At 57.0% G+C, this 23,653-nt stretch carries 23 protein-coding genes; 7 read left to right on the top strand and 16 right to left on the bottom strand.

The features are described 5' to 3' along the window. Positions 1-14: 14 nt before the first annotated feature. The 6 genes from ACYAC5_RS00070 to ACYAC5_RS00095 are packed head-to-tail and all read right to left on the bottom strand — an operon-like array spanning position 15 to position 5,732. Positions 15-920: an EamA family transporter gene (locus tag ACYAC5_RS00070; RefSeq protein WP_110868246.1), complete on the bottom strand. Its 906-nt coding sequence runs from the start codon at positions 918-920 to the stop codon at positions 15-17. 21 nt (positions 921-941) lie between these two features. Further along, the gene (locus ACYAC5_RS00075; protein WP_101763886.1) at positions 942-1,442 is read right to left on the bottom strand and encodes a YbaK/EbsC family protein; all 501 of its coding nucleotides are present in this window, start codon (positions 1,440-1,442) and stop codon (positions 942-944) included. A gap of 27 nt (positions 1,443-1,469) precedes the next feature. After that, positions 1,470-2,270 (bottom strand): 2OG-Fe(II)-dependent halogenase WelO5 family protein, encoded by an 801-nt coding sequence (locus ACYAC5_RS00080; RefSeq protein WP_101763936.1) that lies wholly within the window; start codon positions 2,268-2,270, stop codon positions 1,470-1,472. 5 nt (positions 2,271-2,275) lie between these two features. Further along, positions 2,276-2,983 (bottom strand): class II glutamine amidotransferase, encoded by a 708-nt coding sequence (locus ACYAC5_RS00085; RefSeq protein ID WP_110868247.1) that lies wholly within the window; start codon positions 2,981-2,983, stop codon positions 2,276-2,278. Beyond that, positions 2,971-4,248: an ATP-grasp domain-containing protein gene (locus ACYAC5_RS00090; RefSeq protein WP_192414289.1), complete on the bottom strand. Its 1,278-nt coding sequence runs from the start codon at positions 4,246-4,248 to the stop codon at positions 2,971-2,973. The genes ACYAC5_RS00085 and ACYAC5_RS00090 overlap by 13 nt, the downstream gene beginning before the upstream one ends. A gap of 17 nt (positions 4,249-4,265) precedes the next feature. Next, entirely contained in the window at positions 4,266-5,732 is a 1,467-nt protein-coding gene (locus ACYAC5_RS00095; protein WP_192414291.1) for a hypothetical protein, read from the bottom strand. Between the two features lie 195 nt (positions 5,733-5,927). Between ACYAC5_RS00095 and ACYAC5_RS00100 the strand changes: the two genes are divergently transcribed. Then, the gene (locus tag ACYAC5_RS00100) at positions 5,928-7,361 is read left to right on the top strand and encodes an aminotransferase-like domain-containing protein (RefSeq protein WP_101763882.1); all 1,434 of its coding nucleotides are present in this window, start codon (positions 5,928-5,930) and stop codon (positions 7,359-7,361) included. A 58-nt stretch (positions 7,362-7,419) separates the two neighbouring features. On the opposite strand, the gene ACYAC5_RS00105 is transcribed toward ACYAC5_RS00100, so the two are convergent. The 9 genes from ACYAC5_RS00105 to ACYAC5_RS00145 all read right to left on the bottom strand — a co-directional run bounded on the left by ACYAC5_RS00105 (position 7,420) and on the right by ACYAC5_RS00145 (position 16,635). Further along, positions 7,420-8,667 carry a valine--pyruvate transaminase gene (locus tag ACYAC5_RS00105; RefSeq protein WP_192414293.1) on the bottom strand — a complete coding sequence of 416 codons (1,248 nt, stop codon included), beginning with the start codon at positions 8,665-8,667 and terminating at the stop codon, positions 7,420-7,422. An 81-nt stretch (positions 8,668-8,748) separates the two neighbouring features. Next, positions 8,749-9,723 (bottom strand): glyoxylate/hydroxypyruvate reductase GhrB, encoded by a 975-nt coding sequence (gene ghrB, locus ACYAC5_RS00110; RefSeq protein ID WP_192236811.1) that lies wholly within the window; start codon positions 9,721-9,723, stop codon positions 8,749-8,751. 50 nt (positions 9,724-9,773) lie between these two features. Further along, positions 9,774-11,057, bottom strand: coding sequence for an MFS transporter (locus ACYAC5_RS00115; protein WP_101763879.1), 1,284 nt, complete (start codon positions 11,055-11,057; stop codon positions 9,774-9,776). Between the two features lie 170 nt (positions 11,058-11,227). Next, positions 11,228-12,172, bottom strand: a complete 945-nt coding sequence (locus ACYAC5_RS00120) for a sugar kinase (RefSeq protein WP_462062999.1) — start codon at positions 12,170-12,172, stop codon at positions 11,228-11,230. Positions 12,173-12,182: 10 nt separating this feature from the next. Continuing rightward, entirely contained in the window at positions 12,183-12,929 is a 747-nt protein-coding gene (locus tag ACYAC5_RS00125; protein ID WP_192236812.1) for a sugar phosphate isomerase/epimerase family protein, read from the bottom strand. A gap of 125 nt (positions 12,930-13,054) precedes the next feature. Then, positions 13,055-14,080 (bottom strand): LacI family DNA-binding transcriptional regulator, encoded by a 1,026-nt coding sequence (locus ACYAC5_RS00130; protein ID WP_137384837.1) that lies wholly within the window; start codon positions 14,078-14,080, stop codon positions 13,055-13,057. A 58-nt stretch (positions 14,081-14,138) separates the two neighbouring features. Beyond that, a complete protein-coding gene (locus ACYAC5_RS00135; RefSeq protein ID WP_277974318.1) occupies positions 14,139-15,143 on the bottom strand; it encodes a LacI family DNA-binding transcriptional regulator in 1,005 nt (334 codons plus the stop codon). 159 nt (positions 15,144-15,302) lie between these two features. After that, a complete protein-coding gene (locus ACYAC5_RS00140; protein WP_101763875.1) occupies positions 15,303-15,965 on the bottom strand; it encodes an OmpA family lipoprotein in 663 nt (220 codons plus the stop codon). Positions 15,966-16,074: 109 nt separating this feature from the next. After that, positions 16,075-16,635 (bottom strand): DNA-3-methyladenine glycosylase I, encoded by a 561-nt coding sequence (locus tag ACYAC5_RS00145; RefSeq protein ID WP_462062175.1) that lies wholly within the window; start codon positions 16,633-16,635, stop codon positions 16,075-16,077. Between the two features lie 140 nt (positions 16,636-16,775). Here ACYAC5_RS00145 and ACYAC5_RS00150 point away from each other — a divergent pair, with 140 nt between their 5' ends. From ACYAC5_RS00150 to ACYAC5_RS00170, 5 genes are all read left to right on the top strand, one after another. Further along, positions 16,776-17,471, top strand: coding sequence for an autotransporter (locus tag ACYAC5_RS00150; RefSeq protein ID WP_462062177.1), 696 nt, complete (start codon positions 16,776-16,778; stop codon positions 17,469-17,471). A gap of 73 nt (positions 17,472-17,544) precedes the next feature. After that, positions 17,545-18,222, top strand: a complete 678-nt coding sequence (locus ACYAC5_RS00155; RefSeq protein ID WP_462062178.1) for a hypothetical protein — start codon at positions 17,545-17,547, stop codon at positions 18,220-18,222. A gap of 111 nt (positions 18,223-18,333) precedes the next feature. Then, complete coding sequence (gene dnaT / locus ACYAC5_RS00160) at positions 18,334-18,870, top strand: primosomal protein DnaT (RefSeq protein ID WP_101763871.1); 537 nt, start codon at positions 18,334-18,336, stop codon at positions 18,868-18,870. Next, on the top strand, positions 18,870-19,610 hold the full coding sequence (gene dnaC / locus ACYAC5_RS00165) for a DNA replication protein DnaC (protein ID WP_110868257.1): 741 nt from the start codon (positions 18,870-18,872) through the stop codon (positions 19,608-19,610). Before dnaT ends, dnaC begins: the two co-directional genes overlap by 1 nt. A gap of 8 nt (positions 19,611-19,618) precedes the next feature. Next, positions 19,619-20,749, top strand: a complete 1,131-nt coding sequence (locus tag ACYAC5_RS00170) for an ROK family protein (protein WP_101763869.1) — start codon at positions 19,619-19,621, stop codon at positions 20,747-20,749. Positions 20,750-20,794: 45 nt separating this feature from the next. Here ACYAC5_RS00170 and ACYAC5_RS00175 read toward each other — a convergent pair whose 3' ends face one another. Continuing rightward, the gene (locus ACYAC5_RS00175; RefSeq protein ID WP_101763868.1) at positions 20,795-22,258 is read right to left on the bottom strand and encodes a sugar porter family MFS transporter; all 1,464 of its coding nucleotides are present in this window, start codon (positions 22,256-22,258) and stop codon (positions 20,795-20,797) included. A 401-nt stretch (positions 22,259-22,659) separates the two neighbouring features. Between ACYAC5_RS00175 and ACYAC5_RS00180 the strand changes: the two genes are divergently transcribed. Continuing rightward, positions 22,660-23,652, top strand: coding sequence for a LacI family DNA-binding transcriptional regulator (locus ACYAC5_RS00180; RefSeq protein WP_192414306.1), 993 nt, complete (start codon positions 22,660-22,662; stop codon positions 23,650-23,652). Position 23,653: the final 1 nt, after the last annotated feature.

Consider the following 23,653-nt stretch of genomic DNA (forward strand, 5'->3'; position numbering starts at 1 on the left):
AGCGGCGTTTTTGTTTAGGTGCGCACCAATAATCGCTGACTCACCATGCCGCCAAACACATTCACCAGCAGGCCGAGGATGATCACTGAAACGCCGATCATCTGCTGAATCGACAAGGTTTCACCGAGGATCAGCGCCGCGCTGAGAATCCCCACCACCGGCACCAGCAGCGACAGCGGTGCCACGCGCCAGGTTTCATAGCGGCTCAGCAAATTACCCCATATCGCGTAGCCGACAATGGTGGCGATAAAGGCGAGATAGATCAGCGCCAACACCGTTTGCAGTGAAATGTGCAGCAGGCTGGTGATAATCGCCGCTTCGCCATCGAACAGCCATGAGCAGGCAAAGAACGGCACGATCGGTACCAGCGCACTCCACACCACCAGCGACATCACCGGCACTTTGCGGTTACGCAAAATGATTTTGTTGGTGATATTGCCGAGGCCCCACGACAGCGCCGCAGCCAGCGTCAGCATCATGGTAGTGAGCGTAATGCCCGCTGTGGTTTGGCCTGCCATGCCTGCGGTTGCCAGCATAAACATGCCGAGTGTCGCCACCAAAATGCCGACGATATGATTCCAGCGTAACTTCTCCGCCAGGAACAGCGCCCCCAACAGCAGCGTGAAGAAGGCCTGCGCCTGTAACACCAGCGACGCCAATCCTGCCGGCATGCCCAGCTTGATCGCGAGGAACAGAAAGGCGAACTGGCCGAAGCTGATGGTCATGCCGTAGACGATCAGCCAGCGCAGCGGAATCGCCGGACGCTTCACAAACAAGATCGCCGGAAACGCCACCAGGCTAAACCGCAATCCCGCCAGTAAAAAAGGCGGCATATCCTGCAGGCCCAGCTTAATCACCACAAAATTCACGCCCCACGCCACCACAACCAGCAGGGCTAACAACATATCTTTCACTGACATACACAGTCCTTACTGCCGCGATCAGGCGGTTGCCGTCACCGGTGTTGCGATCTCGGCACAACATTCATCACCGACAACCTTAAAGAAATCATCCACCTGTAAAGCCACGGAGCGATCCAGTGCCCCGGCGTTAAACCACAGCGTGCCGACGTCGCGCAGGCGCACATCGACGCGCAGCGCCAGCCGGTCATCAAAACTAAACGGCGGCACCGCGCCCATCACGCACTGGGTTAACTCCTGCGCTTTCTCTGGCGCCGCAAAGCTCGACTTCTTGCCGCCAATGGCGCGTGCGGCGCTTTTGAAGTTGATCTTGCAGTCGCCCGGCACAATCGCCAGCAGATAGCGCGCATCCGCGCCATCCGGCATCGTCACTTCCAGCACCATCGCTTTGGCCGCCTGATTGAGATCGTTACCGCGAATCTCGCTAATCAGGTCAGTCTGGCCGATGGCTTCATGCTCCACCACGCGATAACGCGCCTGATGATGATCCAGCAGGGCCGCTACTTTTTCATAGGTATTCATGTTCGTCTCCTCGTCGAAAACCTGGCGTTAACTCCAGGCGATGGCGTGTTTCATTTTTTTGTCGGTCAGGCCAAAGAAGAAGCCCATGGTGATGCGCGTGTCGCCTTCCACGCGATCAATTTCGTGATAAAACGCCGGATTAAACAGATAGATATCGCCACTGCGCGGTGAGAACTCGCATACCTCGCTGTGTTCGATGACGCCGGTTTGATAACCCAGTTCGCCCGGCGTTTTGTACCATTCATCTACCGGCTGCCACTTCTTATTGAAGATGCGCAGCGCGCCGCCGGCGTTGCACTCCTGCAAACAAACCACGCAACTCAGCTGGTGCAAGATGCGGGTCACCGCCAATCCGCTGCCGGCGGCATCGCGCACGATGTTGTCGTTATGCAGGGGATTGGCGACGCCGTCAGCGTGGAAGCGCACAATCGAACCGGCGTAATCGCCCAGCTCGGGTTCATTAGCGGTTTGCAGGCTTTCCAGGCGCAGCGCGTGCTGCACCCAGTTGTAGATCTGATCGCGCAGGCAGTGCAGCGACGACGGCAGCGCCGCCTGAATATCGCGCAGCTCGGTGAAGTAGTTTTCCGGCGCGGCGGTGTGCTTCGCCAGATAAGGGCCGAGCGTGGTCAGCGCGCCGTTTGGATAGTGCGATACCCGCACCTGTTCGCGGCACTGCTGCAAATCCTCCACCACCGCTGCGCGCACGTCCGGCTTGAGGAAGTTACGTAACACCAGCAGCGGCACGCGCGCCGTCACGATGTCATCCAGCCAGGTGCTCTCCACAAACATGTTTGGATGAATAACGCGGATCTGATTGAAAATCGCCATGTTGATCACTCCCCAATTGGAAATTCATGAAGTTCATGGTTGTTCATACGACGCCATTCAGACGCCGTGCCCAGTGCTGAAATAGGTTCAGAAGAGATGAAAGTGGTGTCGTTTTTCTGTAAGCGGTGCAGCGTGAAATAGTTGGGATAGGGCGTGTCGTCGGGATGCCATTGCCACGCCCAGGCTTTATCGCGGGTGACAAAAATGGCGTTGGCCGAACTGCCGCCCGGCGCGACCTGCGCCATCTTGTCGCGCAGATAATCGCGGGTGAAATCGGCGGGCGTGGCGCGATCCACCATATATTCGAGATACTCCGCGGAATCAAAGCGCGACTCCGCCATGCCCAATTGCTGATAAACGGTGGGCAAAAAACCGTTATGCATCATGTACCACTGCGTGTCGCCGCTGGTGCGCCACAGCGGATGAGAAAATTCGATACCGTGATTTTTGCTCAGCGTGGCGTGGCGCACATGCACCGCCAGAAAGCGGCCGCGCAGGCGATCAACATCAATGGTCGGCAGCGCATCGGCGAACGTGCCGGTGCCGTGCAGCGTGCGAATGTGCCCTTGCTCCAGCCATAAACAGCCCCAACCGTTGGGATGCTGTTTAATCGGACCTTCGTGCGTGGCGGTTTCGCCGCAGCTCATGGCACGCGCGGCGTCCAGCACTGCGGCGGCATCGAATTGGCCGTGCGCCACAATCATTCTGCACATAGTAAATCTCTCCGAGTGGTGAGCGATGAGGCCTCAAGGATCTGATGGAACACCGCCAGAATGTCGTCGCGGCTGGTCGCTGCGAGACGCAAGGTGGCGAGAATGCCGGCGTGGCGGGTTAAATCGGCATACAGCGAAGAGCGTGGCGAAACTGCCAGCGCGGGCAGATTGAGCGGCGGCAACAGCTGACCGCGCTGGTGCTGTGCGATCCAGCGCTCAGCCGCGTCATACTGCAGGCGCTGACGCAAACGCACGCGGCCCACCGCCTGCGGCTGCGCCGGAAAATGCAGCGGCGGCATGCCATGACCGGCTTCGATGTGGAACGCCACTTCCGCCCAGTTGATGCCGGTGACTTCCTGCACCAGATTCACCACGCCCATGCCGGAAAGGCGGAAGCCCATTTCAAGGAAATGCGGTTCGCCGTTGACCAAAATGAAGTCGATGTGAAATGCGCCCTGACGATAGCCGAAGGTTTCGCAGCAGAAGCTCATCAGGCTGCTAAAGCTGGCGGGCAGCTGCTGCGCGGCGACTGCCACATGGCCGGATTCGTAAAAACTAACGCAGCCGTCTGCATCGCTATGGTGTTCGATCACCTTTTGGCAGCAGGTCAGCGCCACCGCATGGCCGTCCGCCACCACGCCTTGCAGCGAATACTCATCGCCCGCCAGCCAGCTCTCCACGATAAAACCGCTGAAGCCGCGCCCGCCGTAATTCATGGTGTCGACCAGCTTGCCGATCACCGCATCAAGCTGGCTGGCCTGTTTCACCAGCCAGACGCCAAGACCGCCGCCGCCGTCAACCGGCTTGATCACGCAGGGATAGAGCAACGCGTCTCGCGCATCCCGAATGCTGAGCGGCGAGGCAAAAAAGCGAAACTCCGGCTGCGGAAAGCGCTGCCAGGCTTTGCGCAACGCCATACGCTGCGCGTACTTATCCGGCGGAATAAAGCTGGCACCGGCGTCGGGCCCCGCCAGCAGTTCGCGTACGCGACCGGCGCTGGCGTTGTAAGCTTCAAAGCCCGCCAGCACCACGTGAGGATGCTCCATCAACCCGGCATGCAAACAGGCTTGCAGTACATCCCACGGATTTTCCGGGCGATCGAGCCGCACAATCAGATCGAACGGCAACGGGATGCTCAGCGATTGGTAATCGACGAAATCGCCCATCTCCGCCAGCACGGTAAAGTAGCCGTCGCGTTTGGCCACCGCGCAGTAAGGATTTTGTCCGTCGCGGGTGGCACCAATCTGCAGGAAAATCTTTCTCATCGCGTTGCCTTACCGGGTTAACGCCCGGAGATCACTTCAGTGACGACGTCGTGCATGACCCCGTTATTCACCTGAATCACTGCTTTGTGCGGGTCAAAACGCAGCACGCGCGAAAGCGCATCGCCGCGCTGTTCGTCCAGCAGTGAACTCACCTGCTTGCTACGCCAGCAGTGACGCATCTGCGCCACGGTCAAACCAGAGTGTTGCTCCAGCTGCTGCGCCAGCACCAGGTCGTCGCTTTCGCCGCGCAGCAAGGCGCGCACCGCCGCTTCGTCCGGCGCATCGACCAACTGCTGCAACCAGCTTTTCAGCTGATTGCCTTCGGCGATAAACGGCGAATAGATCATGCAAACCAGTTGGGTTTCATTGAGGCCAAATGCCTGTTCGGCGAACTGCGCGGCGCGCTGGCGGGCGCGCTTAATCGCCTCATCGTCCTGATAACGTGCCGCCATCTCATCAATCAGCTGCGGCGGGAAATCTTTTTTCACCATCAGCCCGAGCGCAAAGCGCACATATTCGCGAATGCCTTCGGCGTAGCTGCGCTGCAACAGCGTCTCCGCACGCAGACCGCGAATATGTGCCATTAACGTCGGGTTACCGCAGTCCGATTCGGAAAAGCTGAACATCAGTTCATCAAAGCGGAAATGCATAAATTCAGTCAGCAGCGCCCAGTGCGCGCCCGCTTCATAGGCGGTGTCCTGATAGATATTGAAGAACAGCGGATCGCGTTCCAGCTGCCAGGTAATGCGGTGCGCGGGCGTCACCTGATCGGCACCGTAGATATCGGCGAAATAGCGCTCGGCCACGCCATCCAGCGTTTGCAGGAAGCCGCTAAAGCCGCGCGACTTATCCGCCACCGGCGCAGCAAACAGCCGCGAAAGATGGCGCGCCCACGCCAGATAAGCGGTTTGTTCCTGCGGCGAATCGCCGGTGATGATCACATCAACGCCGCCGTCGTAATGCGCCGCCAGGCCAAACGAGTTCACCATGCTGAGATTACAGGCGTTACAAAACGTCGAGCGCGCATCGGCGCGGAAGCGATGGCCATTCATCAGCACATCGTTGCGATTCTGCTGGCGCACGCTGTCTGGCATCGGTAAATGGCGATCGAAGTGGCGGATTTGCAGGCCGTCAGTCACCAGACATTCGGTAAAGTCATCATCGTGGATGTGCAACGCGCGATACACGCGATCGATATTGTCCATTACGCTGTCGTTCATTGCCGCATGGCGGTTGGTGCTAATGCGCAGCTGAAAGGTGCTGCCATGTTGCTGCCAGATCAGCCCCTGAATGTAGCGCACGTACGCCACCATATAGCTGCTGTCTTTGCCGCCGCCGTAGGCCAGCAGCACGCGGTTATTCTCCGGGTGAGTGGCATCCGGGAGCGCGGCGAGTAAACGGCGTGAACAGTGTTGCGCGGAATCAATAATCGTGGGGGTGAGATATCCACTAATCTCTCGCATCAGGGTGGACAGATTATTCATTTTCACTTCATCCTTTGGCTAAAAAGTCGCTGCTGCCGTGCTGGCGGCATCAGACGGGAAATGGGCCACGAAGGTGCTACGGAATGAATGCCTTAAAGACGATTGCGCGGGTTATCAATTAACTAATGCAGCCTAAAGTACTTTGAATGTAATCTGGTGAAAACGCACAGATCCGGACGAAATAGGGTGGAACAGATGGCGGGTGAAACGGAACAGGGCAGTCGTTACCGTCAAATCGCAGAGCAGATAAAACAAGCCATTCACAGCGGCTCGCTGCCGCCCGACAGCCGTTTACCGTCGGTGCGCACGTTGGCGACGCAGTACAGCGTCAGCATGACCACCGCGCTGAAAACATTACGCACGCTTGAGGATGAGCACTACGCAGTGGCGCGTCCCAAGTCCGGTTTTTTTGTCGCACCGCGGCCTGTTAATAAAACCTTTCCCACGCTCATTAACGAGCAAGCGCGCGAAGTGGCGCCGCTCGACGAGCAGACCGAGCTGCATCTGGCGATGCTCGGTTCAGACTGCCGCGTGCGGCTGGATCTGGCCAACGGCGACCTCTCACTCTATCCGGTGAAGAAGATTGGTTTGCTGATGCGCCAGATGGGTTACAGCAAACCGGCGCTGCTGGGGAATACCGTAAAAGGCACCGGCTACGCGCCGCTGAAAAATGAAATTGCACGCCGCGCGGTGGATTATGGCTGCAATATCAATGCGGATGACATCCTGATCACCAACGGCTGCATCGAAGCGATTTCGCTGGCGCTACGCGCCACCACGCGGCCAGGCGATATCGTCGCGGTGGAATCGCCGTGCTATTTCGTGTTGCTGCAGATGCTGCATAACCTCAATCTGCGGGTGATTGAGGTGGAAGCGGGGCCGGAAGGTTACGTTAATGTGGAGAAACTTACTTCACTGTTCCAGCGCAAAGCGGTGCAGGCGTATCTCACCATCAACAACATCAATAATCCGCTCGGCAAAAGCATTCCCAACGAGCAGAAAGCCTATATCGCACGTCAGGCCGACGAGAACGATGTGGTGATCATTGAGGATGATATCTTCGGTGATACCGCATTCGGTGAGCGCCGTCCGTTTCCAATGCGTGCCTTCAGCCCGAACGCTATTTTGTGCAGCGGCTTCTCGAAAACGGTTGCGCCGGGCATTCGCATTGGCTGGGTGCACAGCAGCAACTACATGCGCAAAATCGCCTCGCTGAAATACACCACCAGCATGGGCACGTCGGTGTTGTCGCAAGCAGCGATTGCCGAACTGCTGCGCAGCGGCGGCTATGATGCGCATCTGCGTAAGCTACGGCGCGAGTTGAAGAATCAAATCCAGCATATGCGTCAGGCGGTGCTGCGCTACTTCCCGCCGGGCACGCGGGTGTCTGATCCTGAAGGCGGCTATGTGTTATGGGTGGAAATGCCGATCGGTGCGCTGAATGTGCGCGCGCTGTTTCTCAAGGCGCGCAACGCGGGTATCGGTATCGCGCCGGGCCACATTTTCGCTACCGATCACCGCTACGATCACTGTTTTCGACTCAATGCCGGTTTTGGCTGGAATGCCGAAGTGGAGCAGGCGATTCAGCAGCTGGCGCAGTGGTGCCAGCTATCTATAACGCAGGGATAGCGCAATAGAGTGCGCCGCTACGGAATGTGCACAATCGTAGCGGCGCGATTGAGATGTTTTAATCCCTAAACGCGGCTTCCAGCTCTTCCGCCAATATCTGCACCGCGCGCTCAATCTTCTCTGCATCCGGCACATAGTTCATGCGCATGCATTGATGGGTGTGCGGCCATTCGTGCTCCAAACCGGGGAAGAAGAAGTGGCCGGGCACCATCAGCACGCCACGCGCTTTCAGGCGCTGATACAGCGTTTCGGTGCTGATCGGCAGATCGCGGAACCACAGCCAGAGGAAAATCGCGCCTTCGGGTTTATGAATCAGGCAGCGATCTTCCGGCAAATAGCGGCGCAGAATCGCAATCGTCTCGCTGACTTTGGCCTGATAGAACGGCTTAATCACCTCTTGCGACAGCCGCAGCAAATCCCCGCGTACGATCATCTCATTAGCAATCGCTGGGCCGATGCTGCCCGGCGCCAGGCTAATAATGCCGTTCATGTTGCCAATGGCGGTGATAGTGCTCTCATCGGCGACGATAATGCCGCAACGTGCGCCGGGGAGGCCAAGTTTCGACAGGCTCATGCACAGAATGGTATTGGGATTCCACAGCGGGCGCGCTTCGCTAAAAATGATGCCGGGGAACGGCACGCCGTACGCGTTATCAATCAGCAGCGGTACGCCGTGCTGCTGCGCCAGCGCATCCAGCTGCAGCAGTTCATCATCAGTGATCACGTTGCCGGTTGGGTTGGTCGGGCGCGAAACGCAGATTAGGCCGACATCGTCATTCAGCGGCAAATGGTCGAAATCAACGTGATATTTGAACTGGCCTTCCGGCAGCAGCTCAATGTTTGGCTTGGCGGAGACAAACAGATCCTCTTCCAGGCCGGCATCGGCGTAGCCGAGATATTCCGGTGCCAGCGGGAACAGCACGCGCTTTTTGCTGCCGTCGGCGCGACGTCCGGCGAACAAGTTGAAGAGATAGAAAAACGCACTCTGGCTGCCGTTGGTCAGCGCGATGTTTTGCGCGGTTAATGGCCAGCCAAGTTCCTCACGCAGCATCTTCGCCAGCGCATCCAGCAGCAGCGCTTTGCCGCGCGGACCATCGTAGTTGCACAGCGCTTCGCTCAGCTGGCCGTCCTGATGCATCTGCATCAGCAACTGGTTGAAATAGTCATTCATCGCCGGGATCTGCGCCGGATTACCGCCACCAAGCATGATGGTGCCGGGCGTGCGCAGGCCTTCACCCATGTCTTCCATCAGACGTGAGATGCCGGAGTGTTGAGTAAATTTGTCGCCGAACTGAGAAAAGGACATAGGAAGTTAAAACGTTGTGAAATCGAATGGGGAACCACCATAGCGCCCGCCGCTGGCAGGCGCAATGGGTAAAAGGCAAGCTTAGCCTTGGATCTGCGGGTTAACGCAGTTTTTCTCGACTTTGCCGCTCAGGGCGGCGATCAGGTTATCTACCGCGTCGCGCGCCATGCCGTAACGGGTTTCATGGGTGGCGGAACCGATGTGCGGCAGCGCGACCACGTTCGGCAGCGTCAAAATTTCGGCATCGGCAGGCACCGGTTCAACTTCGAACACATCCAGACCGGCGGCGTGGATAGTGCCGTCTTTCAGCGCCGCCGTCAGCGCCTGCTCATCCACCACCGGACCGCGACCGGCGTTGATCAGAATTGCGCTTGGCTTCATCAACTTGAGCTGCGCCGCGCCAATCATATGGTGCGTCTGTTCGGTCAGCGGCAGGCTGATGCAGACAAAATCACTCTCTTTCAGCAAGGTTTCCAGATCGCAGGCACGCGCACCAAAGCGGGTTTCCGCCTCTTCATGCTGACGACGCGCGTTATAGAGAATGTTCATGCCGAAGCCAAAGTGCGCACGCTGCGCCAGCGCGAGGCCGATGCGGCCCATGCCGAGAATGCCGAGGGTTTTGTGATGCACATCAATGCCGAAATGATCCGGTCCGATGCTCTTTTTCCACTCGCCGTTTTTGACCCACTTATCCAGCTCGGTCACGCGCCGCGCGGTGCTCAGAACCAGCGCCATCATGGTGTCGGCGACGGTTTCGGTCAGCACGGTTGGTGTGTGCATCAGCAGCACTTTGCGTTGATTCAGCGCATCAACGTTGAAATTATCGTAACCCACCGACACGGTGGAGCAGGCGCGCAGTGCGGGCATTTTAGCCAGCAACTCGCCATCCACTTTGCCGCCAGAGCCGAGCAAACCTTGCGCCTGTTCGAACTGTGCCGCGTGTTTCTCGATAGTTTCCGGGGAAATGTCGTGCACTTCAGTGACGGTGAAATGGGCATCCAGTTTGGTGCGCAGGTCATCTGGCAGGCTCTTATAAAGAATCACAGCAGGTTTCATCTTTTGCTCCCTTTAAAATGTAGGGGAGGCTTTAATGCCTCCCGAATCGATTACGCGTGCTTCGCCCCGTGAACGGGCGGCGGCGTTTTGTTCTGGGCTGGTTTGACGATCAACGTCAGCCAAACCGAAGCCAGCAGCGCAGCACCCATGAAAATGTAGGAGGCGGCAGGCGAACCGGTCGCGCCATTAAGATAGCCTACAATCCACGATCCGACGAAGGAACCCAGTGCGCCCATGCTGTTGATTAATGCCATCGCACCACCGGCGACGTTGCGCGGCAACATCTCCGGAATGATGGCGAAGAACGGACCATAAGGCGCATACATCGCCCCACCGGCAATTACCAGCAGCGTATACGACAGCCAGAAGTTGCTGGAACCCACCAGATACGAACCGAGGAACGCCAGCGCGCCAATCAGCAGCAGCGGCCAGACAAACAGTTTACGGTTCTGGGTTTTATCTGACGCCCACGACACCACGATCATCGCAATGGTCGCCACCAGATACGGCACCGCAGACAGCCAACCGGCTTCCACCATGCCCATCTGCGAACCGTTACGCAGAATGGACGGCAGCCACAGCACGAAACCGTAAACGCCGATGCTCCAGGCAAAATATTGCAGGCACAGCAGGATCACGTTGCGATTACGGAACGCTTCACCGTAGTTACGTACCGCTTTAATCCCTTCCTGCTCTTTTTGCAGCTGCGCCTGCAGCGCGGCTTTCTCGCTTTCGCTCATCCATTTGGCCTGGGCAGGTTTGTCCTGCACCAGGAACCACCAGGCCACCGCCCAGATCACTGCCGGGATGCCTTCAATGATAAACATCTCGCGCCAGCCAAAGGACTCAATCAGATAGCCGGAAACCACCGACATCCACAGCACCGTCACCGGATTACCGAGGATCAGGAAGGTATTGGCGCGCGAACGTTCGGATTTGGTAAACCAGTTGCTGATATAGATCAGCATCGCCGGCATCACCGCCGCTTCCACCACGCCGAGCACAAAGCGGATCGCCGCCAGCATCGGAATGTTGCTGACCACGCCGGTCAGCGAGGCGCAGCCGCCCCATAAAATCAGGCACCAGAAAATCAGCTTCTTCACGCTGCGACGTTCGGCGTACAGCGCGCCGGGGATCTGGAAGAAGAAGTAGCCGAGGAAGAACAGGGCGCCCAGCAGCGATGACATGCCTTTGGTGATGCCGAGATCGTCATTTATCCCTGCGGCAGAGGCGAAGCTAAAGTTCGCCCGGTCCAGATACGCCAGACTGTAGGTGATAAACACGATGGGCATGATAAACCACCAGCGTTTTGGCGCGATTGTCTGCGATTTCATGGGTGACTCCTCTGGTTGAGGTGGACGCATTCAGTGGATGCGTCTCGCGATATTGTTGTAGTGGGTACAGCTATTGGGTTTCGTACGGACCCGTAGCGGCGCAATTTATGACAGCGAAGCCGCTGCGAAAAGCGCGCGATGCATCGCGCCGCTACGGGATTGTGCTGTTATCAGTAATCGCCCAATGCCGCGCGCGTCGGCAGGCCTTCGCTGTCGCCAGCGACCTGAATCGCCAGCGAACCGATCTTGTTGCCACGCAGAATCGCCTGCGGCAGGGATTTTCCTTCCAGCAGAGCGCTGATCAGCCCAACCGCAAAGCCGTCGCCGGCACCCACGGTATCGACCACATTCTCGACGCGAATCGGTGCGACCTGGCCTTGCTGGCCGTCGGCGGTTTTGTACCAGGCGCCGTCGCCACCGGTTTTGATCACCACCGCTTTCACCCCTTTATCGAGGTAGAAATCGGCGATGGCTTCCGGCTGGCGGTAGCCGGTGAGAATCAAACCCTCTTTCTCGCCCGGTAGCACCCAATCAGCGTATTCCGCCAGATGATTGAGTTGCTTGCGCATCTCCTCTTCGCTGCGCCATAACACCGGACGCAGATTGGGATCGAAGGAGATGGTTTTGCCCCGCGCGCGCATCTCTTTTGCCGCGTGTTGCGCCAGGGCAAGCGAGCTGTCAGAGATTGCCGCCGCCACGCCGCTTAAATGCAGATGGCGCGCGCTGCCAAAGTAGTCGTCGTTGAAATCGTCGGGCGACAGATGGCTGGCGGCGGAGCCTTTGCGGAAATATTCGACTTCCGGATCGGAGCCGTCATCGACGCGGGATTTGAGCTGGAAGCCGGTGCGATAGCGCGCGTCCGTGGTGACGCAGCAGTGATCGACGCCCTCTTTTTCCAGCTGTTGCAGTGTGAAGCGACCAAAACTGTCGTCGCCGACGCGGCTCACCCAACCGACCTGCAAACCGAGGCGCGCCAGGCCAATCGCCACGTTGAGTTCGGCCCCAGCAATGCGTTTGACGAAGCCTTCTGCTGCGGCGAGATCGCCGGTTTGCTGGGCGATAAACATCGCCATCGCTTCACCAATCGTCACCACATCCAGCGTTTTTTGCGTCATCATCGGCTCCTTACGCTGCACGCAGCAGATCAACATAATGGCGCGTGACCGCCAGCAAATCCGCGCCTTCCAGCGGGAATTCGATGCCGCGCGGTGCGTCGGTTGGCAGCGCGTTCAGCAGCGTGCGCCAGCTATCGTCGGCCTGATCCAGCGCGATCGCGCGGAAAGTAGCGCCGTGTGGCACCGCCGCTTTAACGTGGATGTAGCTAACGTAGCGACTGAGTTGCGCGGCGGCCTGCAAACCGTCTTCGCCGGTCCACTGCCAGTTGCCCATATCGAAGGTCATATCCAGCGGCAATGCGGCATCGCAAGCCTGATGGAAGAAGCGCAGCATCGGCGCCAGTTTGCTGTCTGGCGTTTGATCGTTCTCAACCACCAGCGTCACCGTTGATGCTTTAAGTACATCGAGCAGCGCGCGCGCATCAAGTTCAACGAAATGGCCAAGCGCCACTTTCAAGCGCTGAGCGCCGATTTGTTCGGCTTCCTGCAGGAACTGCGCCAGACGCGGATTCAGCGCACCATCATCCAGCCACAACGCTTCCGGCACGGAATAGCTGGCGCTCAGCTGATGCTGGGAAATCGCATTGCCCAGCGCATGCAGCAGGCAGAGTTCATTTTCGTTGAACAGCTCGCGACGAATTTCGACGCCATCTGCGCCAGCCTGTTTGATAAGCGGCAACAGCGCGGCCTGGCCACCCAACTCCGCTACTTTCTGCGCGCCGTATGCGGCAGTTACAACAATAATTTCTGGTTTCATCACGTTTCTCCGGGCATGACCACATCCCATTCGTTATAAAAAACCTAAATGGAACCGGTTCCAAAGGAAAGGCGCAGACCGTGAAATTATGATCATGCTCACGAAGTGAGCCATAAAAGGCCGGCTTAGCGCAGCGGCTGGCTGGAGCCGCGTACGATCAGTTCGCCGGAGAAGAGCTGTTCGCTGACCGGTTGCTCGCTGCCCTCAATGCGCGCGATAACCTGCTCCAGCGCGGCGTAACCAATCTGCCAGGTGGGCTGTTTCAAGGTGGTGATGCCGACGCCCGCCAGCGCCGCCCATTCCAGTTCGTCAAAGCCCAGCAGGCCAATCGCTTCGCCCCAGCGCAGCGCAAGGCGCTGCAGCGCGCGCGCCACTTGCAAGGTCAGCGCGCCGTTGGCGGCGATCACCGCACAGCGTTTGTCGGGATGGCGCTGGTGGAATTCCCGCAGCTGTTTTTCCAGCGCGTCGGGCTGATGCAGCGCTACCTCGGCATTCTCTGCCGCAATCTCTGGCGCGTTTTTTACCGTGTCGTAGAAGGCGCGCAGACGTTCACGGCGCGTATTAACGCTGCCGAGCGGCTCACTAAGGAAGAGCAGGGCTTGATAGCCGTTATCCAGCAAATGTTGGGTCGCAACCGTGGAGGCTTCAACGTTGTTGAGCCCCACCATATCGCAGGCGAAATCAGGGATTTTCCGGTCAATCAATACCATCGGCAGCATCGACTGTTGCAGGCGATTGAGCACTTCTTCATGCATGCCCACGGCATTAACCACAATGCCTTCCACCTGATAGCTGCTGAGCAGTTGCAGGTAATGTTGTTCGAGATCGACTTCATTGTTGGTGTTACACATCAGCAGGGTAAAGCCCTGCGCACGACACGCCGCTTCAATGCCGCTCAGCACGTCAACCGAGTAAGGATTGGTGATGTCGGCAATGATCAGGCCAATCAAACGCGTGCGGCCGCGTTTCAGTCCGCGCGCCATCTGGCTGGGACGATAGTTGAGTTCGGCGATGGCCTGTTCGATACGGGCTTTGAGATCGGGCGAGAGCAGATTCACTTCGCCATTCAGATAGCGGGAAACGCTGGTTTTACCGGTTTTTGCCGTACGGGCAACGTCACTGATTGTGGCTCGTGGCGGCCTGGTTTTCATTGCTTACACCTGCTGAAAAGAAACAGGCGAAGACTAACACAGCTCGCGCCAGGCGCAATCATTGCGCGTCAGAAGTGAGTCGCAGCACCGGCTGCCAGAGCGTTTGCAGATCGCCTGGCGGCACATCATCGAGCAGTTGCAGCACCATTTCGGCGATGCGCTCGCCAATGTGCTGCTGCGATGATTGCAGAATGGTGTTCACCGGCTGATCGACAATCGAATCGGGCGGCAATCCATCATACACATACAGCGGAATCGCCTGCGCGCCCTTCAGGCGGGCCGCCTGCTGCAGCGCAATCGCGGCACCTTCACCCAGCGTGCTGCAATCGGTGATGATCGCCTGCGGCGCGTCGCCTTGCGCCAGCCAGGCATTGGTTTGCTGATAGCCGGAGCGGCGTGTGGCGGGTAGTGCGGCCATCAGGGATTGATCGACCGGCGCCTGATGCCGAATCAGCGCATCAATAAATCCCTGGCGGCGATCGAGGATGTACGTTGCCGTTTCGTTACTGCCGAGATAGGCCAGACGCGGCCACCCTTGTTGCAGGCAGTGTTCTGCCGCCAGAAAGGTACCGGCGTGATTATCGTAATCAATCCATGCGTATGGCAGCGGCAGCTCGCTGCGGCCGAGCGTCAGGAAGCGGAAACCCTTCTGCTGCAAGCGTTGCAGTCGCGCATCCTGCGGCAGGGTGTGGGTTAAAATCAGCGCATCGATGGCGCCGCTGCGCAGCATGCGGATCAGCTTACGCTGTTGCCCTTGCGGTTTGTCAGGCAGCAACAGCAAATCAATATCGTGCTGGGCGAGGCGTTGATCCAGCATCAGCAGCATTTGGCTGTAATAGCTGTCATTGAGCGAGGCGTGGCTGATGGGAAAGAGTAGACCGACCGCATTGGCGCGCCCGGTTTTCAGGCGGCGGGCAGCGTCGTTGGGGCGATAGCCGCGCGCATTCGCTTCGTCTTCAATGCGTTTACGCGTGACGGCCGCTACATCGTCATAGCCATTTAGCGCCCGGCTCACGGTAGTAACAGAGAGGCCAAGGGTAGCGGCGATGGCTTTGAGTGACATGATAGCGTCCCACTGATCAATTTTTGATCACGCTAGCATAAAGGAAAAGGCGGCTCTATCGGTTACGAATTTTTTAGCTTTTTCTAACAAAGATGGCGTCAAAAGAGGCGGAAAAATGTGACAAAAGCCGATCTGTTCGTGCAGATCGGCTCTTTACTTTTAGCCCAGTGGGCTGAGGGTGATCTCAACGCGACGGTTCTGTGCTTTACCGTCTTCGGTGCTGTTGCTGGCAACCGGATTATCCGGGCCTAAACCCTGGGTGCGCAGACGATTTTGTGCCACACCTTGCAGAATCAGACCGCTGGCCACGCTGTCGGCGCGCTGCTGTGACAGGCGCATATTCAGCGCGCGCGTGCCGGTGCTGTCGGTGTAGCCCACCACATTCACGGCGGTTTTTGGATACTCTTTCAGCACCATCGCCACGCCGGTCAGGGTGTTGGCGCCCGCCGGTTTCAGGTTGCTGCTGTTGGAGTCAAAGGTGACGTTATTTGGCATGTTGAGCACGATGTTGTCGCCCTGACGCGTCACGCTGACGCCGGTGCCGCGCATTTTGTCGCGCAGTTTCGCTTCCTGCACATCCATGTAATAACCCGCGCCGCCGCCCAGTGCGGCACCGGATGCTGCACCAATCAGTGCACCTTTACCGCGATCTTTCTTCGACGATGACAGCACGCCCACGCCCGCACCCAGCACCGCGCCTAAACCGGCGCCGATACCCGACTTGCCCGCCTGCGATTCGCCGGTATAGGGATTGGTGGTACAACCCGACAGCGCGAGGCTGCCGCTCAGTAACAAGGTCAGCGCCAAAATACGCTTATTCATGAAAAATCCCTCACAGATTTAAACGGGGAAAAGCCCCAAAACGGCACTATTATGCCGTTCAATTATGGGGAAATGCGTGAGGGTCAGTCTTAATTTGTAAACTTTTGCTTTAAAGATTATCAGGATGGCAGAAACAGCTGGTTTGATGATCGTTAATTAAGCCGCAGGCCTGTAAAAATGAGTGGCAAGTTGTGGGCCCGACGAATTTAAAACCACGCTTCTTAAGTGCTTTCGACAGCGCAATGGCGGGCTCGGAGGTCGTTGGCGCGTCTTTGTAATTCGCGTAACGGTGCAAAATCGGCGTATGGTCGACAAAAGACCAGATAAAGCGTGAAAACTCCTCTCCGGTAGCTTCCAGCGCCAGCAAGGCACGCGCATTGTTGATGATCGCTTCCAGCTTGCCGCGATGGCGAATCAGTCCCGCATTTTGCATCAACCGTGCCATGTCGCTTTCATCCATCAACGCCACGGCATCGGGATCAAATTCATGGAATGCGCGGCGGTAGTTTTCGCGTTTTTTCAGTACCGTAATCCATGAAAGTCCTGCCTGTTGGCCTTCAAGACAGACCATTTCAAATAAGACTCGCTTATTGGTTTGCGGCACGCCCCACTCTTTATCGTGGTACGCCAAATACAGCGGATCCTCAGTTACCCAGCCACAACGTTGCATTGCATCACTCCCTTAGCCTATGAAATAGCGATAGTTCCCTTGACGAATGGCAAAAGCGATTAATAGTTATACAAGGGGCGCCGATATAGATCTTATAAAACCTAAACGCCCATCTCTTCCCGGCTCGTCAGGAGTCCTTCATGTTGCAGAAAAGTCAGCGGACAGGCCAGCATATAATCGCGCTGGCTTTTGGCAGTGTATGGCTATTTTTTCTGGCCGGGAATACCTATGCCTTTGATCAATCGAGCCAGAATAGCGCACCCGATTACAACGCCATACTTGCTGAAAAAATTTCCAGTAATCACCTGATGTTGACAGAAAACCCCAATGCCAACCTGTTTGACGCCGCGCTTAACTCGCCGAATGACTACGCGCTGGTGATACACAGTGAAACCGCCAGCGTCGGCGCTACGCCTTTTGTTAATCGCTACTCTGCCGGCTGGTCGATGCCGATGAGTAAAGCGGTGAGCACCGGGCCGGTGGCGCAGTTTGCGGTAGATGATTCGACTTTGAGCTGTCCGAAGTGCGCAGGAGTGGATAGCAACAACGCCGAGCACATTGCCTCCGTTGGCTGGCGCGTGGATTCCAGCCTTAGTGGGATATCGCCGTGGGCGCAGGTGAGTTACAGCCATCTGGTAAATGAAGAGTTGCCATCGCCCACCCGCGAACGAGCCGAGGATATCAACGGACGGGAAAGCAATTGGGTGGATGTCAGCGTCGGCGCAAATATGCCGCTGGGGCAAAATATGGCGGCCTTTGCTTCTTTTGCGCAAACCGGCGCAGTGACCAGCGGCGAGCAGTTTATTTATAGCCTGGGCGTTAGCGCCAGCTTCTAATCGGCATAAAAAGAGAAGTGACAAAACCTGAGGTCCATATACTAAGCGCGCTAATCATTACTTTGGTCACAATATGCGCAACAATATTATTCTTATCAGCCGTGAAGTTACGGCCTTTCTCATCAGTGGATTGGTGCTCGTTTTATGTATGGCGATGGTCTACATCGACGTCAACTGGATGAACGATGCCCTGCACGAAACCTCCTTCACCGAAATCACCCAGGAGCTGATGCTCTTGCTCATCGCCACCTTCTATTTCCTCTCGGCCTGGCAGCGGCCATCACAACGCAGCGTGCTGATCCTGGTCGGCGGTTTTTACAGCTGCATGCTGATTCGTGAGATGGACTTCCTGTTCGATTTCATCAGGCACGGCGCCTGGCTGTGGTTTGCGCTGGCGACGACGGCGGCCTGTCTGGCGATGGCCTTCCGCCAGCCGCGCCAGATCCTGCCCGGCCTGGCGTCGCTGGTTCAGCATCGCAGCTGGCAGATGATGGCCGCAGGTTTACTGGCTATTTTGGTGTTTTCGCGCCTGTTTGGCATGCATCAGCTGTGGGAACATCTGATGCTCGATGGCTATAACCGCGTGGTAAAAAACATGGCGGAAGAGGGCAGCGAGATGTTTGGCTACAGCCTGTGCCTGATCGCATCGGCTCGCTATCTTTGGCAAACCCGGCCGCAGCCTGTCGCGGCTCGGGTGCCGCACGCGTCACGCCATGTGGATCGCGCCGAACCGCTGACGATGCCACGCTAATCGCTGCGACCTTTTTGACGATCACTTGTCCTAAAACAGGTACACTTACCGCATAACGCCGGGCTGAATTTGCCGCCCGGCGCACCATGCTGGTTAACGTCAGGTTTCTTCATGTCAGTCAAAATCTTATCTTCAACGTTGGTGGGGCTGGATGGCTTCTGCCATGACCCGCTCGCCGTGCTGCAGCAGGCCGATAACGGCACGCTGGCGGTGCTGCATAACAATACGCCGGCGTTTTATGCGCTCACGCCGCAGCGTCTGGCGCAGCTGCTGGCGCTAGAAGCCGCCGCGCAGCAGCCCAATGATGTCACGCTGGATGAGAGTCTGTTTCAGACCGAAAGCGCGCCCATCGCCACGCCGGTGGGCAAGTTCGCAATGTATGAAGGCTGGCAGCCCGATAGCGATTTTCAGCGTCAGGCCGCCATCTGGGGCGTGGCGTTGAGTGAACCGGTTACCGCCGCCGAGCTGGCCACGTTTGTGGCGTACTGGCAGGCGGAAGGCCGTTTGTTCCATCATGTGCAGTGGCAGCAGAAGCTAGCGCGCAGCGTGCAGATGAATCGCGCCGCCAATGGCGGACAGCCAAAGCGCGATCTCACGCAAATCAGCAATACTGATTACGATATTCCCGATGGATTCCGAGGTGAGTAATGAAAACGCCGAACGATCTTTTTAGTCGCCTGAAAAAGATGATGCCGTCCGAAGTGCAGCCGAAATTCAAAAGCGGCGCGGAGCTGCTGGCCTGGAACCAGGAACAGGGCCGCTTGCGCTCGGAAGCGATTGTGCGAGAAAACCGCGCGATGAAAATGCAGCGCATCATGGGGCGCTCGGGCATCCGCGAGCTGCACATGAACTGCTCGTTCGACAACTATCGCGTGGAAAATGATGGGCAGCGCAAAGCGCTGGCCATGGCGCGCGAATACGCCGCCGGATTTGAAAACAGCATCTCCAGTTTTGTTTTTTCCGGTCGTCCCGGCACCGGTAAAAACCACCTTGCCGCGGCGATTGGTAACGATCTGATTATTCGCGGTAAAAGCGTGCTGATTGTGACCGTGGCCGACTTGATGTCGAGCATGAAAGGCACTTTCAGCGGCGGCAGCGATTTAACTGAAGAGCGCCTGCTGCACGATCTCAGCCATGTGGATCTGCTGGTGATCGATGAGATCGGCATGCAGAGTGAATCGCGCTATGAAAAAGTGATCATCAATCAGATTGTTGATCGCCGCTCATCGTCGAAACGCCCAACGGGCATGTTATCGAACCTCGATCCCGCCGGCATGAATTCGCTGCTGGGTGAACGCGTGATGGACCGTATGCGCCTCGGCAACAGCTTGTGGGTGCGCTTTGACTGGGAAAGTTATCGCAGCCGTGTGCGCGGTGATGAGTATTGAGGAGTGCTATGAAAGCAGCCGGTAAAGGTCCAGCACTACTTCGCCTGAACAACCTGAAGCGGGTGATGATGCAACTGCGCACCACCCGCATCACCTCCCGCCAGGATCTGGCTTTAGCGCTCGAGCTGAGCAAAAACACCGTTTCACTGATTGTCGATGATTTGCTGGAAGCCGGGCTGATCAATGAGCTCGGCCCGGTTAGCGTGGCGTCAGCGGGCCGGCCGAAAATCGAAATCTCGCTGCGCGCCGAAAAGCTGAAAAGCGCGGGCATCATGGTGGAGCGCCAGGCGATTCACTGGCGCGTATGCGACTATTTCTCGCAGGTGATTGCCGAGCAAACCTGGCGCACCGAAACCAGCGATCCTGAGCAGTTGCTGCATGAGCTGGTGGAAGTGTGCCAGACCTTGCACGCGGCGCATCCCGAGCTGCTCGGCGTGGCGATTGGTTTCCCTGGCATCATCGATCCGCATCGCGGCTGGGTGCATTTTTCCGCGCATCTGGGCTGGCAGGATGTGGATGTGATGACCATCCTCAGCCACGAGATGCCGCTGCCGCTGCGCATCATGAATAACGTCAAAGCGGCGGCGCTGCTTTCGGTGCAGCAACTCGAACTGAATAAGTCGCAAAGCCATTTCTATCTGCGAATTTCTGAAGGATTAGGCGGCGCGCTGGTGGAACACGGCGAAGTGTTTACCGGCAGCAGCTGGACGGCGGGCGAGATCGGCCATCTTATCGTGCAACCCAACGGCGAACGCTGTAGCTGCGGTCGCTTAGGTTGTCTGGAAACGCTGGTGAGCAAACCGGCCATTCAGCAGCAGCTGGCAAAACGCAAACCGGGCCTGCGCTGGCAGAATGGCGAGAGCGAACCGGAAATCCTGAAAGAGGTGATGACGCAGGCGGGCACCCACTTGGGCAACGCGTTGAGTCAGGTGATGCAGCTGGTGAATCCGGCCAGCATCATTATTGATGGGCCGTGGAATGCGCAGCCAGCGTTTGTGCAGGCGGTGCAGCAGGCGGCGCAGGCCGGTGCGCTGGCCTTTACCTTCGCCCATACCGCGCTGCATTTCCTGCCGCTGCGTATCGATCCGGCCAACGGCTTAGCGCTGGCGGTGATTGAGCAGTACGAACGCCTGAGTTAACAAGGGCGCCATAAAGGGCGCCCTGCAGATCCCTATCCTTACCGATTAATGCCGTGGAATATCAAATGATTCGCTCGCCTTCACGGTGGACGTCGTCTCCGGCAACTCTGCTTCGACGTTAAATTTACGCAGCACCAGCGCATGAATCTTCTCAAGCGACACGCCGGCCGTTTCTGGCAGATAGCGGAAGGTGAAGAAGTACATACCCAGCGAGAAGATTGCGAACAGCAACAGCGGGAAGCCACCGTGGAACATATCCAGCAGCATCGGGCTGCTGTTCATGATCGGGAAGGTGCTGCTGATAACAAAGTTAGCCATCGACATCGCGCAGATGGAAATCCCCACGCAAATCGAACGAATCTCGGTTGGGAACACTTCGCCCAGTACCGTCCAGACGATCTGCCCCCACGTCATACCGAAGAAAATCATGTAAGCGAACAGGCCAATAACCGCCAGCATACCCGGCAAGTGGTAATAGAAGGCGATGAAGGAGTAGGTCAGGCACACGCAAGAGGTGATTGCGCCCAGCAGCAGCAGCTTACGACGACCGACTTTATCGATCAGCATCATCCCCGCCAGCACGCCAATAAACTGACAAATCGACAGCCAGAAGGTTTGCAGCAGCGCTGAGTCAGTGCTGCCCGCGACGTTTTTCAGCAAGGTTGGCCCAAAGTACTGAATGACGTTGATACCGCTGATCTGGTTACCCACCGCCAAACCGATGCCGACAATCAGCAATGGAATGGTGGTTTTATCCAGACGCAGACGCGATTTGTGCTGCTGCGCGGTTTTATCAGAAAACGAATGTTTGATTTCGTTGAACACGCTCTCGGCATGTTCGCGGTTAGAGATTTTGGTCAGCGTATCCAGCGCTTCATCGTACTTGCCTTTCAGCACGTTCCAGCGCGGTGATTCCGGGATAAAGGCGATGAACAAAATAAACAGCGCGCACGGCACCAGCGCGGTGGCGAGGATGTAGCGCCAGCCCATGTTGATCATCACATCCGGCAAGGTGGATTTGGTGATGAAGTAGTTGGTCAGCAACACTACCGATTGTCCGCCGACGCAGCACACCGCATAGAGCGCGGTGGTACGGCCACGAAACTTCGAAGGCGACAGCTCGGCCAGATAGATAGGCGAAATTACCGACGCCAGGCCAATCGCTAATCCGCCAATCATGCGGAAGATGACGAACACGGTGAAGTTATGCGCCAGCGCCGTGCCGATTACCGAAACGGTAAACAGCAGGGCGGTGATGGCGAGGGATTTTTTACGTCCCAGCTTGTCACTGAGGCGCGGTGCCATAAAGCAGCCGATCAAACTGCCGAGCAGGATATTGGAAACGGCCCAGCCGGTTTCAGCGGGCGTTAACTGGAAATATTCACTTAAGGGTTCGATTGCACCGGAGATAATGGAAGAGTCATATCCCATCAGCAGACCGCCGAATGCCGCGACAGTACAGCAGAGAATGACATACTTCATGTTGTAGCGTTTTTGCCTGGTATCCATTGTTATAGCCCCTTGTCTCTACGGCCTGAACGTTACTTGTCCAGAAAGAGGGTGGTGTAGGTTTCGATGTTCAACTTTTATTCACGCGAGGTCTTCGTGTTGGAATATATGTTCTAAATGATGGTATTTGGATCATTTTTTCCGAAAAGTGTGAAGGGGGTGGCGAAAATTGCCGAATAAGTCGTCAGGAGTATGCTTATAGCCCAATGAAATGATAGGTTTTTCATCAACTCACTCAGTAAGGGCATTGCACAATTTGCTTTTTATTGGAATTTTCATTCTGTTGAATACGTGGGTTTGCCGGGTTTATTTCACCCGACGGAGCGCACGGGTGCGTTTCATTTTTTAACAGGCAACGGGCATAATACGTTGATTATCAGCCCCTCTTTGCGGACGCCGTAATGAAAACGCAGCGCATCACTCTGGACGATATTGCTACCCTGGCGGGCGTCACCAAAATGACGGTAAGTCGCTATCTGCGCACGCCGGAAAAGGTCAAAACGGAAACGGCGGAGAAAATCGCCAGCGTGATTGCCGAAATTGGCTACGTCGCGGATAGCGAAAATGTCTCAGCGACCAAACAGAACCCACCGCGCATCGGCGTGTTAATTCCTTCTTTTAATAATCAAATCTTTGCCGACTTGCTGGCGGGTATTGAATCGGTGACCAGCGCGCACGGTTATCAAACGCTGGTGGTCAATTACGACTACAACGCCCAGCGTGAAGAGGAGCAGATCGCCACGGTGCTGGCCTTTAACATCAAAGGGCTGATCCTGACCGAATCTGTGCACACTGTGCGCGCAGAAAAATACCTAAACGCCGCCAACATTCCGGTGGCGGAAGTGATGGGGCTGACCGAGGCGCGTGGACGCATCAATGTGGGTTTCGACAACTATCGCGCCGGCTACGACATGACGGCGATGCTGCTGGCCAGCGGCAAACAGCGCGTTATCTATTTTGGTTCGATGTCCGATCGCCGTGATGAGCAACGCTACGCCGGTTATCGCGATGCGGTTGAAGCGGCCGGGTTGCCTGCGGGCCGGATTGTGCCGAACAAGGTCTCTTCGGTATCGATTGGCACCGGCATGATGACGCTGGCGCGCCAGCTCTATCCGGAGATGGATGCGATTCTTTGTACCAATGACGATCTGGCGGTTGGCGTACTGCAGGAGTGTCAGGCGGCGCGCATTGCCGTGCCACAAGCGATGGCGATTGCCGGTTTTCACGGGCTGGAAATTGGTCAGGCAACCACGCCACGCTTAGCTAGCGTGATCACGCCGCGCTTTGAGATGGGAAAAGTGGCGACGGAGATCATCCTGAAAAAGGTCAACCAGCAGCCCACCATCGAGCAGGTCGACCTGCATTATCGCCTTTCAATGGGCGCGACCATTTAAA

It is taken from the genome of Pantoea sp. y20, from assembly GCF_054903455.1.